Source organism: Pedobacter gandavensis (assembly GCF_014172405.1).
In the GTDB taxonomy this organism is placed as follows: domain Bacteria; phylum Bacteroidota; class Bacteroidia; order Sphingobacteriales; family Sphingobacteriaceae; genus Pedobacter; species Pedobacter gandavensis.
The window spans coordinates 1251621-1269577 of the sequence record NZ_WNXC01000001.1 but is presented as its reverse complement, the minus strand read 5'-3'; the positions used below and the strand labels follow the sequence as shown (position 1 = coordinate 1269577).

Here is a 17957-nt window from a genome sequence, read left to right as displayed (position 1 = left end):
GATCTTGTACTAGATTTCATCCCTAGGTAAAGTCCTGGATAAAGGTGGAAGCAGTCAGGTTAGCATTGTATCAGACTGCAAATGAGCGTTTTCCTGAGTGCAATTTGTATTTTGGCAATGGCATCATCAGAGCTTTTGATTTTTCTAAGGTAGATAGCCTTAACAATCACCAGAATCTAAGGTTGGCCTTAAAAAAGCAGTCCAGAATAATTAAGCCTCTGTAAAATTGACCCCACTATTTACTTGATGAGATGAAAAAATCTAGTAATTATCTGTTTTTTCTTGCTTGTTGGAGAGTTTCGTCGCATACTGTGCTTTTTTACTTATAATTTTTTTATAAATGATATGAGTTTTTATGATTTTCTTGCTACCAACTACAAAGTTGAATCGGTAATTGGCTTATTGTCTTTTATTGTTTCTGCTATACTAGGGTTTATTGCCTACAACAACTCTGTGAAGATGAAAAGGATCGCTGAGATTGTTGCGTTAGCAAATACAAAAAGTAAAGCAAATTTGGCAACAGCCCTTATGGAAGTTATGCCTTCCTATGAAATACCGGATCTCAGTCAAGACCAGGGATTCAAGATCATCAAAATGCAAATGGAGCAGAAAAAGTTAGAGTTTGCTTCTAAGATGAATTTACTGAAAATTGGTATTATCTTATTCGCTTCAGTTGTGATGATCATTACGATAAGCACTTATCTTAATTTTTATAAAACAGAAGGTGATCAATCACCTATTGTCAAGGGTGATAGTGTCATTATCAATTATAACAATAAGGAAATTCAGGATAGTTTGAAGTTAAATAAATCCGCGGACAGCGTCAAAACCAAAACAGATTCAATATAGTTCCTAGCATAGATCTGTTTGTCTAAAAAATGCTCATATGAAATTGCAAACAACTTTTTTTTGTGTCATTTTATTTTGTGGAAAAGCACTTTCACAAGGCGTTTCTACGGCGAAGGATCAGTCACCGATTATCATTGGGACGAATGCAAAAATAAACTATGTGAAACAGCAGGTTTTAAGCCAGAAGGTTCCTGATGAACTTACCCCTTACCTTGCTGGTCTTTTATTTTCTAATAGTCGGATAGGTTCACATAAATCAGCTATAAACGAAGCTCTGATGGTTTGGTTCAAAAAATATAATTCTTTGAAAGCAAGTTTGGAGAAACATCCCGATCTTCAGGTAAAAAAACTGGCCCTAAAAAAACTCAATGAAGGTGATTTTACTGGGGTGGAGTCACTGATAAAGGTGAAAACCAATTATGATGCCTTGGTCAAAATGTTTCCTAAGTCATATCAGACTAATGGTAATTCCAGTCCAATAATTGTCGGTGACTTCGGAAGTGTTTCTTATGTGGTTAAAGAGATTATTACTTATCAACTTCCGGAAGGTTTAACAATCAATCTTTTAAATGAACTTCGATCCAAGGATAAGATTTTGGGTTTTCAAAATGCTAAATTAGGGGATTTAAAGAATAATCTGGAAAGCAGAGATGCTATCATAAAGGACTATATAAAAAGATATAATTTTATTAGGGAGCAACTGAAAAAGAGTCCTTTGGAGGTATACAAAAAGGCATATGCCTTTTTTAATAGGGGGGATCTGGAAGGTGCTCTTCGGGTTCTGGATTCTGGGTCGTCTAATGATAAATCTTATGGCGAGTCTAGAATGCTAAAAGCCAGGATATTGTTATTACAGCTTAACACTAATGCTTTAGATGCAACGTTAACGGAAATAGATAAATCCTTTAGTATCGGAGTTTCGCTTGCACCTACGGCAGATAACTACTTTGAATACTCAAGATTTCTAATCGATTATTTGAGCAATTATATGGGAGCTATTTCTTTTCTTGAAAAAGCAGAATCGTTAACTGAGGACAAGTTAGAAAAGATACAAATTTACAATTACCTAGGAATGGCCTACTATTCAACGGATAGGGTTAAGTCGAATGAAACGCATGAAAAAGCGATTGCACTGTTGGACAATCTAGAGCCTCTGAAGAGTCCAACTCTTATTGTGCTGAAAGCCCAATTGTTCTTTAATATTGCTTATGGTTATTCAACTCGTTTTTTTGATGTAGGGATTATAAACACTGCTATTTCTTATTCAAAAAAGGCTATTGTGCAAATGGAAAAACTGGAGGTTTTTTCCAAACAAGATCTATACAAAAGAGCGATGATGTATAATCAAAGCGGACAGTTATATGCAATGATTGCCGATTCGGTCAACTCTATTATTGCATACTCAAAAGCACTGTCAATCTTGGAAGGGGCTTATTTGAATGACCAGCAAATGTATGCTATTGGTCTGGTTACAGTTTATTACAATATCGCTGAATTATATTTCAATACTGGAAGAGCAGTTCAGGCAATAGAAATCTTGAAAAAATCGCTTGCAATTTTGGAACCAAAAATTTCGTTGAACAGTAGAGTTTATATAATTGCATATGAACAGGTTTATACAGCTCTGTTTAAGAACTATATGGCGTTAAATATGGTTCCTGATATTATTTCAGGACTTTATGCACTTAAAGCTAAAGTTAAACCTTTTGTGCTTGCGGATCCTAAAATATTTTTAGTTCACCAAGCCTGGACAGATACTGATCTGGGCAGCATTTATGTCGCTCAAAAACAACTTGATTCCGCGAGGAAATACTTGAAGCCTGCCTACGATTACTATCTGAATAATGTAAATATGGTTCAGTATGATAAAGCCAAATTTTCTACCTGTCTGATTCAAATGAATGAATTAATGTTGCAGTCAGGTGAAGCAGAAAGTGCCATTGAGGGAAACAGGAAACTATTGGGAAAGTTCAAGGCAATAGCATATATCAATAGAATGGCTTATGATGAACTTATTCCTCAGATGGAGAGGCAGTTGGCAAGGGTTTATACATTTATCGGTATTAGAGACAGTGCGTTTTATCATATCAAACTCGCGCTGGACCTGCTTGAGCCGAAGGTTAAGCAATATGGTACACTTTATCTGATGTCATATGGTGATTGCATGTTGCAGTCTTTTTTAATGAATTTGCATTTCCGGGACTTTAGTGGTGCTGATTCGGTAGTCTCCAAATTTAATTCAGATTGTAAGGTAATAATGGAGGTCGACCCTTTTGTAAAATCAAATATGCAGGCAAGTATTGGCGAAAGGCTGACAAGCTTTGCTGTTAATCTTTTTGGCTTTACTCAGGCGCCTGAAACCGGAATTCTTAGTGCGTTGGATTTGGAATTGCTATTTGGAATGGATGCAAAATACTTTGAATTGGCGGATGAATATTTTGTAGTTGCAGTCAGGAACAATCCTTTAGACGGAATTAAACATGCATTGTCCCTTTCCTCTGCAATGTATCTTCAGAATTTTTTGATACCCCGGACAAGCAATATGCAGGATAGGGCTGCTTATGTGAAAAAGAAGTGTGAAATCGCAAATAGGGCAAAATTGGTACTTTCAAAGCTGCCAGTTAACCCTTATATCGAGAGCATCAGACAAAAGGTTATTGCAATGAGTACAGATTGTAATTAAATTCTCCTTCAATCTTTCAAGCAATGTTAAACCCTCTCTACGAAGTAATGTAAAAATTCTTTCATTGCAATTTCCTTCATCCGCATTCTGATTATTTTGTCGTTATGGATTATCCTTTTGTAAAACTTCCAAATAGATTGTGATGCCTTTATGTCAAATAAATAGTTAATTTTGATGAAATAAAGCAAGAATTAATAAATCAAAATTTTACTATTCTTGATGTTCTGGTAAAGAAATGAAAAGACCTTTTTTAAAGATTCGACATTTCATGAAGCAGAACCTAAAAACACTTCATCAAACGTCTCCGGAATCTTGAAAAAAACGACTCGTCTCCTATTTATATTTTTACTCCTGTTAAGTAATCTAATCAGCGCCCAACAACCATTTAGTGTGATCAATGATATCCCTCATCTTGCCTTAAGAGCGCCTGATGCGGTTGTTAATCCAGAAGTTGGTATGTTGATTTACAGTACTGTAGATGATAAACCATTGATATATACTGGTGCAGTTTGGGAAGACTTATGTACCAGCAGGATGGGTGCCCTAAGCACAAATGATTATTTTACGGTTAAAAATGGGATTTCCTATTTAGCAGTATTAAGCGATAATCCAGCCAATTCCGACAAAGCGGGAACCATTTATTATTCCTCAGTTAAACAGTCCGCCATGATTAATAATGGAGGGGGTTGGATTAAAATCCGCGACATTGGCAACAGCACTTTTACCGAAAGTAAAGGCTTTTCTGCCGGTATTGATGTGAAAACATTTAAGCTTCCGGTCTTACAAAACAATCCGCCAACAGCTGGTTTGGCAAAAGGCGCATTTTATATCAATTCATTGTCCCGAAGCATCCGTTATTTCAACGGAGTAGCCTGGAAGGATTTAAACTGCACAGATCTTCCTACCATAATTACCCTTTCTGTGACTGATATCACCAGTATGACCGCGGTAAGTGGTGGAGATATTACCGCCGATGGAGGGAGTCCGATTACCGCCCGTGGGATAAGATGGAGTGTTAAAGGAGATCCTATTGATGACAAAGACGCAATTTTGACGAATGACGGTTCCGGGGTAGGTATATTTCCGAGTTCGCTGGCGGGACTATTGGGGAATACCAGTTATTATGTCCGCGCCTATGCGGTTAATAGTCAGGGGATCGCCTACGGTAACCTGTTGCAGTTTACGACTGCTCCTCCAGGACTACCGGTACTCAGCTTTGCGACCCTAAACATCACCGATATTACAGAGAAATCTGCCCAAGGATCTGTTAATATTCTGAGTAACGGTGGTGCCCTGGTAACTGATCGCGGATTCACCTGGAGTACCGACAGGATAAACTGGATTGTCGGTAAATCAACTGATGTAAATAAAACTGATATCGGGATATTCGGTAGTAACCTGGTAGACTTGTTACCGGGTACAACTTACTATGCGAAGGGATATGCCACAAATAGTGTGGGGACGATTTTCACCAGTGAAACGAGTTTTGTTACCAATTCTGCACCATTTATTGTCACGATTAAACCTGTAAATATTACCGGAAGTCAGGCTTATAGTGGCGGGCACATTAACAACAATGGAGGCTCTGCCATTACCCTGCGTGGCATTTGCTGGAGCACGGAAGCGCTGCCAACCATCTCATTGAGCACTAAAACAGAAGAGCCGGTCTACGGCGATGGGGTAGGAAGCTTTAGCAGCATGCTTTCCGGACTAAGTCCGGCAGTTAAATATTATGTACGTGCATATGCGGTAAATGATGCCGGACTAACCTACGGTAAACAGGAAACATTCAGCACACCAAATTATGCTACCGTTGCCACTTTATCAGCAGGGTCTTTCTTCAATAATACAGCCATGGCTGCCGGACAAGTGCTTGCCGATGGTGGTGCTGCGGTCATTGCCCGAGGTATTTGCTGGGGAACAACAGAAAATCCTGACATGCAGGGTGCTTATGTCTCTTCTGGTGGAGGAATCGGTATTTTTAGTGGTAAATTATCCCAGCTGTTACCTCATGTTACCTACCACATGAGGGCTTATGCCACTAATATTGTAGGTACTGTTTACGGAGCCGATAAAACTTTTATCATGATTCCGGAAATTCCGGAGGTCACTACACTTGCGCCTATTGCCATTACCAATATCTCGGCAACTGCCAGGGGGAATGTATCCAGTAATGGCACTGCAGATATTACTGCAAGAGGAATACGATGGAGTAGCCTAGGTGATCCGCTTGACGATGCCACAGCATTGGTAACCAGTAACGGCACCGGTACTGGTAGCTACGAAAGCGTATTGAGCCCATTAATGGGGAATACCAGCTATTACCTGCGCGCTTACGCTACAAACAGATTCGGAACGGCTTACGGTGAGCTTTTAGAATTTAAGACTTTAGCAGCTCAGGTACCTGTACTTGCTTCTGCAACCTTGAATTTGACAAATGTTACTTATACGGAAGCTTCAGGCAGCATATATATCCTCAATAATGGGGGAGCAGCAGTAGTTTCGAGAGGAATCATGTATAGTACGGACGGAATTAACTATCTGACACAGGAATCTCTGAGCCAGAATCCAACGGATTTAGGTATTTTTATGAGCAACCTTAAAAACTTATTACCAGGGACTACCTATTATGCGAAAGGGTTTGCAACCAATAGTGCTGGTACGGTTTATACCACAGAAACGCGTTTTACCACGCCTCTACAACTGAACTTAACCACTAATGTGGTAACGAAGATCACTAACAATTCTGCGGAGAGCGGAGGACATATCCTGAGCTCGGGAATTTCAGGTATAACCTTCACCGGAACTTGCTGGAGTAGTTCGCCGAATCCAACTGTAGCAGATGATTACATCAGCGGCCCTGTTTCAGAAAGCTTTGTCAGCAAAATTGGCGGACTCATGGGCGGTACCAAATACTATGTGAGGGCCTACGCGGGCAATAATTCTACCCTGGTGTATGGTAACGAACAAAGTTTTGTGACGGCGACCGCTGGACTGGCCTCAGTGACCACATTAGAAGTCCTGAACTTGCAGAGCAGCAAAGCAACAGTTAAAGGGAATGTACTGGATAACGGAGGAAGCTTGTTAACGAGTAGGGGAATATGCTGGAATACCACAGGTGATCCAACGACTGCGGATCAATACACCGCGGATGGTGATGACCTGGGCGACTTCCTCATTATCCTGAACGGTTTATCAGCGGAAACCAAATATTACGTTCGCGCCTATGCGATAAATGGGGTAGGCATTTCCTATGGCGATGAACTGGTTTTTAGCACAAAAGCTACTCCAACTATCCCTACATTGAAAACCTTAACGGCAAGTGGAATTACTGCCATTTCTGCAAATAGCGGTGGGGAAATTACCAGCGACGGCGGATCAGCGGTTAGTGAAAGAGGAATTTGCTGGAGTACTTCAGAATTGCCAACTCAAGCAGACCAGTTTAAAAATGCAGGCGCTGGAACCGGGAATTTTGTTCAGACATTGACCGGATTAAATGGAAATACCAGCTATTACATCAGGGCTTATGCCACAAATGAAATCGGTACTGCCTATGGTCAGGTAGAAGAATTCAAGACTGCTCCGGCAGTTTTAGCGACTTTAATCACCAAGCCAGCTAGCAGTGGGGCGCAAGGTATTACAGCTTCCAGCGGTGGTATCCTGTCTAACAATGGCGGCGCGGTGATTAACGAAACAGGTTTAGTTTGGGGTAGCAGTGCGGGCTTTAATCCGGATACAGTTTCCAGCACAAATCGCCTCAGTACGCAGGGTTCAGCAGAAAACTTTAACCTCCTGATGAGTGGTTTAAAACCAGGCACAACCTATTACATCAGGGCTTTTGCGGTCAATAGTCTGGGCGTAGCTTATGCGGCCAACGAAGAACGCCTGACTACCTTTAGCCAACCAGTGATTACCACCAATTTAATTGAAAACATCACAAACTCCACTGCAACAGCTGGCGGAAATATCACTTACAATGGCGGAACTCCTGTTGCTGCCAGTGGCGTATGCTGGAGTACCAGCAGTAACCCGGATTTAGATGACAACCATACCACAATCACGATAGGTACAGGTGCTTTTAGTCATGAAATCAAGGGATTACTGGCCAATACTACTTATTATGTCCGTGCTTATGCGACGAATAGTGTAGGGACAAGTTACGGTGCAGTACAAACTTTTACTACGCTTCCTCCAACGCTTGCTACCCTAACGACCATGGAGGCAACAGCTACTTCCGGAACAACGGCCAGCAGTGGTGGTGCGATCGAAGACAATGGCGGTGCAATGGTGACTACCAGAGGGATCTCTTGGAGCACACAACCTAATTTCAATCCGGATACAGTCTTAGTAAATAAAACAACAGAAAACGGCACATTTACCAACGGTAGCTTTGCCGCCCAAATGAGCGGATTGAAAATTCATACGGTTTATTATGTCCGTGCTTACGCGAAAAATATTGTAGGTATTGCTTATGGAAATCTGGTTAGTTTTATCAGTCCTCAGTTACCAGCATTGAGTACTTTAAATGCCAGTAGTATTGCAAGTACATCGGCCATGAGCGGAGGAGAGATTACAGACGATGGCGGTGCCGCAGTAGCTAAAAGGGGTGTTGTATGGGGAACGGAGGCTGATTTTAATCCAGATGCACAAACGCTGAACAGGACCAGTAATGGTGCTGGTACAGGGGTGTTTACTGCAACGCTTACTAATTTGAAACCCGCTACCAACTACTACGTCAGGGCTTATGCGACAAATGTGGCAGGAACCAATTATGGGAATTTATTAAGTTTCCTGACTAACCCACCCGTTCTGGCAACTTTAACCACAAAAGCGCCTGTAAATATCAGCGGATCTACTGCCACTTCAGGAGGTATCCTGATGGATGATGGCGGTGCAGCAGTAACCAGCCAGGGATTGGTATGGAGTATCTCCTCCGGATTCAGGCCTGATACGGTTCAGCATAATAAAACCACACAGGCGGGAACTGGTAACTTCGACAGTATGATCGCCGGTTTATTGCCGGGTAAAACCTATTATTTCAGGGCTTATGCCAGCAATAGTGTAGGGCTTGCCTATGGTAATGAGTTGAGCTTTATGACCCTTAACAGTCCTACATTAACCACAACTGAAATCGCGGTTTCTTCAACAGGCAGTACAGCTACCGGAGGAGGGACGATTCTTAATGATGGAGGTGCTGTGTTGAGTAATCAAGGGCTGGTATGGAGTAAAACAGCAAACCCGACGCTGCTGTCACCCATGAAAACCGATCATGATCCGCGCAGTGGGAATACCTTTAGAAGTATACTTAAAGGGCTGGAACCGGTTACTTTATACTACGTAAGAGCCTATGCGGTAAACAGCCAGGGAACAGCTTATGGTAATGAGGTCACTTTTACCACACCAGCGGTGTTGCCCACAATTACAACGGCTTACCTGACGGCCAGTTCTAAATCAAGCGCGACTTCAGGTGGCGAGATTACTAAAGATGGTGGGGCAGCCATCACTGCACGTGGAGTGATCTGGAGCAAGGACCGTAATTTTAATCCGGATACGGTCATGGTAAATAAAACAGAGAACGGAATCGGATCTGGGACATTTACCTCGGAAATTACCAATCTGGCTTTGAGCACCGCTTACTATGTTCGAGCGTATGCGAAAAACAGCATAGGTATTGCTTATGGAAATCAGGTGAGCATTACTTTGTTTCCTACAGCACCAATTCTAAAAACTACGGAAATTACCGGGCTTGGGGGCTATAGTGCCAATGCTGGCGGTGAATTTACGAGTGATGGCGGGGCAGATATTACCGGAAAAGGATTGTGTTGGAGCACAAAAACCAACCCTACTATAAATGATTACAGGACGCTAAATGGTTCTGGAATGGATGCTTATACAGGCACGATGAGCAATTTATTGCCAAATACCTTGTATTATGTGCGTGCTTATGCCCTTAATAAAATTGGGGTGGCTTATGGGATTGAGCTTAGTTTTCTAACGAATGCGCTTCCTACGCTTACGGTTACCAGCCCGGTAACCAATATCCGTGCAACGATCGCAACCAGCGGTGGAGAGATTACAAATGATGGTAGAACGCCAATCCTGGCCAGGGGAATAACCTGGAATACGACAGGCAATCCAACCATTGCACTAGCTTCTAAAACGGTAGACAATAGCAGTACCGGAACCGGCAGTTTTATTGCGCAGCTAACGGGCTTAACCCAAAACACAATTTACTACGTACGTTCTTATGCAACCAATGCAGTGGGTACTACTTATGGTAGTCAGGTATTGTTTAGTACAGAAGAAGTAGCACTTCCAACGATTGTGACCAATAGTACAACGTTAATCAGCAGCAGGTCTGCAACAAGTGGGGGAAACATTACTTATGATGGAGGTATGCCGGTGATCAGTCGAGGTATTTGCTGGAACACCAGTCCACAGCCAACTTCGGCTTTACCGACCAAAATTATTGACCCGGCCACTGGTTCAGGAAGTTTCGGCGCTAACATCAGCGGGTTACTTCCCGGTACCACCTATTACCTTCGTGCGTATGCGGTTAATAGTAAAGGAACCAGTTATGGGCAGGAAGAGATTTTCAGCACGCTGAAGGAGCTCCCTGTAGTTTCTGGAGTTACGGTAAGTGATATTACACTGGTTTCTGTGAAAGGTGTTGCGGTGGTAAGTGCCGATGGTGGTGCCGCGCTGACCGCAAAAGGATTGGTATGGAACACTACCGGCAACCCAACACTGGATGATCATGTAGTTTCCGCCGGACTTGGCATCGGTGCAATTTCGGAAACTGTAGCCGGATTAAATGACCAATCTACCTATTATATAAGGGCATTTGCGACCAATAGCGAAGGCACCAGTTACAGCGCGAATCACACTATTTTTACCACTAGAATCTGTCCGCCAACATTTGTGATATCCCATGTTGCAGGTGTCAACGGTGCTGCTGCTACTAAAACAGTTACCTATAATACGGTGAAGACGATGATCTCCGGATCACCAAGATGTTGGATTACGCAAAACCTGGGTGCAGATCATGAGGCGGCCTCCTATAATGATGCAACTGAAGCTTCTGCAGGATGGTATTGGCAGTTTAACAGATTGCAAGGTTATAAAATGGATGGGGTACGTACACCAGCAACGGCATGGACCTATTCGATTACTGAAAATGGAGACTGGGCGCCTGCCAATGACCCTTGTCTTCAGTTATTGGGTGGAGGATGGAGATTGCCAACCCAGGTAGAGCTGACAAATATTAAGACTGGTACGAAGACCTGGGTAAATGATCAGGATGTTTATAAATCCCCATTGAAATTACATAATGCAGGATTGATTAGTTACGATAGTAATTTTTATTACCGAGGATTACAAGGTTATATCTGGTCAGGGCAGGCAGTCAGTCCAGGTAAGGCTGGAGTGATGTATTACACGAGTACAGCATATGATGTCGTTCCATTAGAAAAAGCTTATGCCTGGTCTGTTCGTTGTATTAGTGATCAGGCCATTCAAATGCCCCCTGTAGTTACTGAGGTGACTATTCTTTCTGCCACTATGAAAAGCGATCGTGTTGATGCCCAGGCCATTGTTTTACAGGATGGTGCAGCTACGGTTACTGCGAAAGGATTTGTATGGAATAACACCGGCAATCCAACTTTGAAAGATCATGTAGTTTCCGCAGGATCCGGTACGGGTGCAATCTCGGCTACTTTAACAGGGCTTGATGAATCGCTGACTTATTACGTAAAGGCCTTTGCGACTAATATTGAGGGCAGTAGCTACAGTGTGGAAGAAACTGTTTTTACGACTAAAATTTGTCCGCCAACATTTATTGTATCCCATCGTGAAGGTATTAATGGTGCGCCAGTTACTAAAAAAGTGACTTACAATACGGTGAAGACTGCAGTTTCCGGAGCGTTAAAATGTTGGATTACTCAGAATCTTGGCGCCGATCATGAGGCTGTTTCCTTTAATGATGCAACCGAAGCTTCGGCAGGTTGGTATTGGAGGTTCAATCAATTGCAAGGTTATAAAATGGAGAGTACACGTATCCCAGCAACGCCATGGGGTTGGAGCATTTCTGAAAATAGCGACTGGGTTGCTGCTAATGATCCTTGCCTTCAGATGCTTGGTGCGGGTTGGAGAGTGCCAACGGCTACCGAATTGACAAATGTGAGGACAAGTCCGCAGAACTGGAAAATTGATCAGGATGCCTATAAATCACCATTGAAATTGCATAATGCAGGGCTATTTAGTTATGATGGTAATTTTTATTATCGAGGAACACAAGGTTATTACTGGTCCGGTACACAAACAAGTAATACGATGGGCTCAGTGATGTATTTCACAAACGCAACTACTGCAGTAATTTCGCTGGAGAAATCCTACGCCTGGTCTGTACGTTGTATCAGTGATCAGGTATTCAGATCTCCACCTGCAGTAACGGATGCGATTGTTCCTGCGGCGACTATAAAAGCCGATCGTGCCGAAGTTCAATCTACCATTATAGCGGATGGTGGTTCTACGATTACTGCTAAAGGATTGGTATGGAATACTACTGGCAATCCAACATTGGCTGATCAGGTCGTTTCTTCCGGATCTGGTACAGGGGCGATTACCGGGACTATAACCGGCTTAAATGAGGAGCTGATTTATTATGTAAGGGCATTTGCGACCAATGGTGAAGGCACTGGTTATAGCACTAAAACGACAAGCTTTAGTACTAAAGCTTGTCCGGCAACATTTACGGTGTCACATATTGCAGGTGTTAATGGTGCCGCAGTTACTAAAACAGTAACCTATAATACGGTGACCACGATGCTTTCCGGAGCAGCAAAATGCTGGATAACGCAGAATCTTGGCGCAGATAGGCAAGCTTTATCCGCCAATGATGCGAGCGAAGCTTCCGCAGGATGGTACTGGCAGTTCAACAGGCTACAAGGTTATAAAATGGAAGGAACTACGCGTACACCTGCTACGGCATGGAATAGAACCATTTCTGAAAATAGCGACTGGACTGCGGCCAATGATCCTTGTATTCAGTTGCTTGGAGGGGGATGGAGAATGCCTACCGCTACAGAATTGAAAAAGGTAGTGGGGGCTCCGCAAAGCTGGACTAGTATTAATGATGGATTTAATTCCGTGCTAAAAATACATACTGCGGGCTATATTAGTTATACCAGTGATTTCCAATTCCGTGGAACTTATGGTTACCTCTGGTCGAATACGCAAGAAAGTAATGCACTCGGATCGGTGTTGTGTTTTAGCTCGATTACCGGTGTAACAGGCCTTGAAAAAGGGTACGCCTGGTCTGTGCGTTGTTTGAGAGATTAGGTAGGGAGTGAAGATTGAAATGTTTACCTTCTTTTATTGCGAATTTAGATAAGTAAAAACCTTGTTAATCGTACGATTAACAGGGTTTAAAACGAAAAAGGCTTAGATTTCTCTAAGCCTTTTTTGTGATCCCGCTGGCATCAGAACCTAGTCCCGAAATCAACGTTTAAATAATATCTAGTGTGGTTTTTAAATTCGACTCACCGAATCACTCACCACTTTTTTTATACGTTTTAACTGCAATTGCATAAATATAATCATTTGTCGTTTTTTATTAAACCCTAGATATACATTGTGCTTGAATCACATTAGAAATATAGTCATTTATAATTTAATGGGTAAAAAGAAGTAATGGCGTTGAAGAGCAAAAAGTTATTGATATTTTGGCATTGGTGAATGGTAGCCTCCGCCTAAGATTAATTAGTTTCAAACCAGAAATTTCAGGAAATAAACTACATTTGCAACGGTTAGGAATTGGGTACGCTACAAGACGAGAGCTTTATGCTTGGCAGTCAGCCTAAAGATTAACTTTAGGTAATGACAGATCCTACTGCAATGTATCAACAGTTCCTAACCCTTGGTTTTATAGTGGCAGCTTAAAAAGGTTACTTTTCGAAAAATTCTTTGGGAAAGTTGACCTTCCAGAAACCAATTCTTAGGGTAGCGTATCTCCTCAATAACTCTTATTATCACTTTTTTGTTTTCCGATTTAATGCTAACATGATTCCATACCTTGGCTCTATCATAACTAAGTGCGTAGTGTATTTGTCTAATTACATAATCCCCATCCGTAAAATAGTTAGATTCAGTTGCAAACATTTCACTTGGCCTGTGCTGTAATAATCTTTTTAGATATGGAATAACTGTCAGACTGCTTTCCTTTCTTAGTTTTGATCGGTCTCTCCGGAACATGTGTTTCCATCCGATCCTCGTAAAGTTAATAATACCAACTGATGCGGATAAGATGCCTTCAGATGGAAGTGCGGCGTAAGCATTCTTGGCTAGTAGTCTCTTTTCCTGTAATGTACTTCCTTTAATAGATAGGATTATGCCTTCTCCACCATATAACGGCGTATAGTAGTTACTAGTAACCCGTGCTAGATCGTAACGAAGGGCAGGTGTAACCTGATGATGTTTTCCGTAAGTTGTGGAACCTTTAAGGGTTTTAGGATGGACATACGCCCAAAAAGCTTCGCTTGTAGCTTGGTCTATCCAGATGATACAGATGGCGTGACTTGTCCTTTGAGCAAGCCTCTTAGCTTCTGATTTCAGCTCGAATCCCTCCTTAAGCACTTTTCCATAAGAAACACCAGACTTTACTTGAACCAATGTTACCAATCGTTCAGAGGGTTGCCAAGGGTGTGGCTGAGAAAGAAATAGATCGATCTTGTTACCGTCTTCATTCCTCGATCCCCAGCTAATCTCTGCTCCACATGCAGTCAATATGCGTGCAGCTGCAAGTAGTTCAGCATCATTACCATTTATGGAATTAAACTGTTTGCTGTAATCGATTACTGGCAGCTTTGTCCTCATGATCATTTGTTGTTTCTGCATATCTCCTTTTATTCTTAGATAGTAAAAATCAAAATTTAATTTAATATTGTTCATGTATTTTTGAGATTCTTGCCACTATCTTTAGCAGTAATTCCAAATACACACAAAAATTAACACAGCTGCGGATACGATTCGTATAAATTAATTAAAAATTCGGCCGAGGTTAAAACAAAGAGCTAATCGATTAACCAGTAGAACTATGAAAAAGGAGCGGAGGGTGTAATTTCTTATCATTTTATATAGATACGGTCACATTGGGGCAGTATCGACAGTTATATATCGGTTGTCCTGTGCAACACGCCCAGATAATTTAAATTTGATCGAATGATTGCACAATGAGAGAAAAAAGCCGATATTAATATTTTACACGAATAGACAAACGCTTTAAGCCATATGACACCTACTTTTGAAAAATGGATCCAAAATGATCAAAAACTGAACGATCTACTAGTTAAAATACAATCAATGGAAAAATCCCCTTTCCAACAGGCTGAAGTGGCTTTCGATGAGTTGTCCGATCTATATGATTTACCCAAAATGCCAGAAGATTTAGATCGATACGAAGAATACTATGAAAGCAATGGAATCACTGATCCAAGATCTCTATATGAAGAAGCCGCTTTACTAAAATTTCTAGAGCCCAATGATGATCCTAGAGGTGTTGTTCTTCTTGCCGTATATCATGTTAAACATGCAATTGGCGTGGATCTACATCACGTGTTTAAGAAGAATTCCAGAAAACTTCCCAGAAATTCACGGTTAGGAATTAAAGGAGAAGGGATTAATACCTTTATTGTTTTTATAAAGGATAATGAAAGTTGGTACGATTTAGATTGCAAGGTGATGTTAAAACTGCTATAGATGTCCATTCATAAATGTCTGGTCAATGGATTTAATATTGACATCAGTTGTTTTTTTAATATCCCTGTGAAAACAAAAAACCTGCTAATCTTGCGATTGCAGGGTTTTGTACGTTTAGATATTGAATCTTTGATTACGCTGGGATTCGAACCTAGTCCTGAAATCAATGTTTAAATAGTACCTAATACGTTTTTTGAATTCGACTCACCGAATCACTCAGCAATTTTTTATATGTGTTAACTGCAATTGCTATTTAGTAGATACACAACTAAAAATTTCTTTCTTAAAAAACATAGAGTTCAATCCTAGCTTGTTCTTTGTTGTTAAGTTCTTTTATTATACATCGGTGTTAGTTCCTACGACAGTTTCTAGTGAAGATTAAGTTAAAACTTATATTTTCTCCAGTGTCCTGCTCACTATGTAGACAGTAGTTCAAAGTCGAACTGTGCGTTGAGCATACTTAGCCTTATGTTTGCCCACATTTCATAAACTTGACCGGTGATAATATAGACTAATATTCCATTTGGGACACAAAGGATTTGATCAGGTCTTCATACGAGATTAAAGTAATCTATTTTCCCTAACTAACAAGCTCCTTAATGTATTCCTAAGGTTGTTTTATGAAATGTTGATTTTTTTTTGATTATAAAATTTCTAATGGGTAACTGAATTTTTTTTCTGAAATATTTGGTTTACGAATAACGTTAAGTAACTTGTAGATTATAAGTATAAAGTAATTATGAAATCAACGCTCTCAAAAGGTTGTAAAACCATGGCTTACCTAGCATTATTATTCATCTTGTTTGCTACATCCTGCAAGAAAGACTCGCTGTCCATTGAACATAAGAAAAAGGTGGAACATCCTATTCCAAAAATAACATATGCGGAATTTCTCCGGTCTGTCGATCTCAGTTCTTTAGGAATTCTAGCCAAAAAATTTGAAGCTTCAGGTGCACAAGCGAAAACTATGTCTATTGGTGATCAAAATTTTATGGCTGAACTTGCAGTGTATACAGATTCTATTCAAAAGATTGTTAGTCCAGAAGGAATTAGTTATGTATTCATGATGCCACTTTCATCCCCGCATGCCATATCTTTTCGCAATCTTACTGTACAGGTCAAGGGAAATAAAACTACTGCATTTATTGCAACCTATACCCCTACAAAAAAGTGGATTAATGATCGGAAGAGTTCAAAACTAATTCCATATGAAGGAGATGTCTCATTTGCCCCAATGTACTTAGAAGGCTTAAGTCTTAAAGCTGCTTTAACTGAAACTAAAACAGGTGCTAACAATAAGTCTAGGTTAATGCCCAACAAGGTTATGATGCAGGAAGTTTGCATAGGATATACGATATATACTACAATTGCTTATAGCTGTTCACGCGGAGGTCACATGCCATGGGATGAAGGATGTGTATGGAATTTTGATGGAGCTCCAGATGGGGAAAGGGCAGCTGGATATACGATGAATGTTGAAATGTACGAAGTGTGCCAAATGATTGATACAGGAGGGGATGCTGGAGGTGGAGGTGGAGGTGGAGGTGGTGGCTCAACTCCAACACCACCACCTCCTTATAATCCCTGTGATGGGGGAATTCCAGTTGTTTCATCTACGTTTGTTGGCGGTACTACCCTGATGGCGTTACCTCCCAACCCTTGTGATGGACAAGTATTGCCACCAGTCGTGGATCCAGTTTATCGAATGGAAATACAAACACTTTTGAGTAATCGTTTGATCAATCAAGATCCCTCAATTGGCAGATACATAATAAATAATGAATCAAAGAGCGTTGAGTTGTTTGCTTTACTTGAGGAAAGTGATTTTTCTTATGAATCTCAACTAGCTGCAGCGATGATGATAAAAGCGTCAATTGCTAATCAATTGACTGTTTCCAATATAGCAGTGCATTACTCTGCAATAAATGGCCTTTTGCCATCTCAATATCAGGACGTTTTTGGTGACATGATTGCAAGACATATTATTATTCAAAGTATCCTTATTAGGCAGGAACATCCTGAATATTCAGAATGGCGTGTGTATTGGGAAGCTTCACAGGAAATAATTCATCTCCTCCTTGACGGTGTTGGACTTATTCCTGTTGGTGGAGAAATAGCGGATTTGGTTAATGGGGTTATTTATACAATTCAAGGGGATGGCACAAATGCCTCGCTCAGTTATGCGTCAGCCCTTCCTATAGCTGGATGGTGGGCTGCAGGGGTAAAGTTTGCGAAAAAAACAATTACCCTCACTAATGGGACTAAGACTACATTAAAATGGGTAGTAGTAGCAGGAGATGTGGTTCATTTTGGAAATAGATCGCAATTACGCAAAGTTTTGGGATTGGTAAACAATTTAAGTCAGGCTCATCATATCATTCCTTGGGGAAAATCCGGGCATAGGGCAATTCAGAAAGCAGCAAAATCCAAATTGGCATTACACATGAATTCTGCTCTGAATGGGATACCATTAAATACTTTAATTCATAATGGGAGTCATGCAGCATATGATGCAAGGGTAGCGCAGCGTTTAGAACTTATACCTTCTCATTTCAGTCCAGAACAAACTTATGATGAAGTTCTCATTATAATTAATGATATTAGAAATGCAATGAATAATTATCCTAATGTACACGTTAATCAATTGATTTTTTAATGTATTATAGAATTG

General features: G+C 40.9%; 6 protein-coding genes. 5 read left to right on the top strand and 1 reads right to left on the bottom strand.

What is annotated here, in order from left to right:
• The first annotated feature begins 345 nt into the window (after positions 1–345).
• The 3 genes from GM920_RS05060 to GM920_RS05050 all read left to right on the top strand — a co-directional run bounded on the left by GM920_RS05060 (position 346) and on the right by GM920_RS05050 (position 12871).
• On the top strand, positions 346–849 hold the full coding sequence (locus tag GM920_RS05060) for a hypothetical protein (protein ID WP_182954039.1): 504 nt from the start codon (positions 346–348) through the stop codon (positions 847–849).
• A 37-nt stretch (positions 850–886) separates the two neighbouring features.
• Entirely contained in the window at positions 887–3532 is a 2646-nt protein-coding gene (locus tag GM920_RS05055; protein ID WP_182954036.1) for a tetratricopeptide repeat protein, read from the top strand.
• A gap of 312 nt (positions 3533–3844) precedes the next feature.
• Positions 3845–12871, top strand: coding sequence for a hypothetical protein (locus tag GM920_RS05050; RefSeq protein ID WP_182954033.1), 9027 nt, complete (start codon positions 3845–3847; stop codon positions 12869–12871).
• A gap of 570 nt (positions 12872–13441) precedes the next feature.
• Here GM920_RS05050 and GM920_RS05045 read toward each other — a convergent pair.
• Entirely contained in the window at positions 13442–14479 is a 1038-nt protein-coding gene (locus GM920_RS05045) for a hypothetical protein (RefSeq protein ID WP_182954031.1), read from the bottom strand.
• Positions 14480–14890: 411 nt separating this feature from the next.
• Between GM920_RS05045 and GM920_RS05040 the strand changes: the two genes are divergently transcribed.
• Positions 14891–15286, top strand: a complete 396-nt coding sequence (locus tag GM920_RS05040) for a hypothetical protein (protein ID WP_182954029.1) — start codon at positions 14891–14893, stop codon at positions 15284–15286.
• Between the two features lie 739 nt (positions 15287–16025).
• A complete protein-coding gene (locus GM920_RS05035) occupies positions 16026–17942 on the top strand; it encodes an AHH domain-containing protein (protein WP_182954026.1) in 1917 nt (638 codons plus the stop codon).
• The last annotated feature ends 15 nt before the right edge of the window (positions 17943–17957 follow it).

Excerpts from the sequence above, each read along its gene's own strand:
- GM920_RS05060 (WP_182954039.1), top strand. The coding sequence starts at position 346 with ATGAGTTTTTATGATTTTCTTGCTACCAACTACAAAGTTGAATCGGTA.
- GM920_RS05055 (WP_182954036.1), top strand. The coding sequence starts at position 887 with ATGAAATTGCAAACAACTTTTTTTTGTGTCATTTTATTTTGTGGAAAA.
- GM920_RS05045 (WP_182954031.1), bottom strand. The coding sequence starts at position 14,479 with ATGAACAATATTAAATTAAATTTTGATTTTTACTATCTAAGAATAAAA.
- GM920_RS05040 (WP_182954029.1), top strand. The coding sequence starts at position 14,891 with ATGGAAAAATCCCCTTTCCAACAGGCTGAAGTGGCTTTCGATGAGTTG.
- GM920_RS05035 (WP_182954026.1), top strand. The coding sequence starts at position 16,026 with ATGAAATCAACGCTCTCAAAAGGTTGTAAAACCATGGCTTACCTAGCA.